The following is a 584-nucleotide window of genomic DNA, read 5'->3' as shown; positions in this document are numbered from 1 at the left end:
AGAAACTGGAAAGGATGACAAAACTTATTGCGCCTCCCAGGAATCCGAACAAGGCCAAAGGTGCAATATTTTTAAGATACCACATAAAATTAATTTTCTCCATTCCCATCGCTGCTACTCCCGCTGCAGACCCTATAACCAGGAGGCTTCCGCCTGTTCCGTCACTATAAGCGATAAAATGCCAGATCCTGTCATCAACCGGAAAGTCGAACATTGCCATAGAGGCTGCCACCAGCGGCACGTTATCGATCACTGCAGAAAGTCCGCCCAGGATCACCACTACCACATCCATACTGGGAATGGTTTGAGACAATTGAGTGGCTGCGTAATACAAGGTTCCTACTTCTTCTCCGCCAACAACACCAAATACTAAGCTTTCCAGCCCGGCTACTGCCAGCAGGATCCCAAGGAAAAACAGGATGCTTGAAAATTCGATATTTGATAAGGCTTTATGTGTTGAATAAAGGTTCTTTTCATTTTTACTCAGGTTCTTTACCGGCTTCACATATTCAGAAAGCAACCATACCACACTAAGGCTAAACAGCATTCCAATGTATGGCGGAAGTCCGGTGATCCCCTTGAAA

At 45.4% G+C, this 584-nt stretch carries 1 pseudogene; it reads right to left on the bottom strand.

What is annotated here, in order from left to right:
• Positions 1 to 584, bottom strand: a pseudogene (locus HC175_RS16625) (sodium:proton antiporter); the annotation flags it as partial.

It is taken from the genome of Salinimicrobium oceani (assembly GCF_012037645.1).
This window is presented reverse-complemented; position numbering and strand designations above follow the sequence as displayed.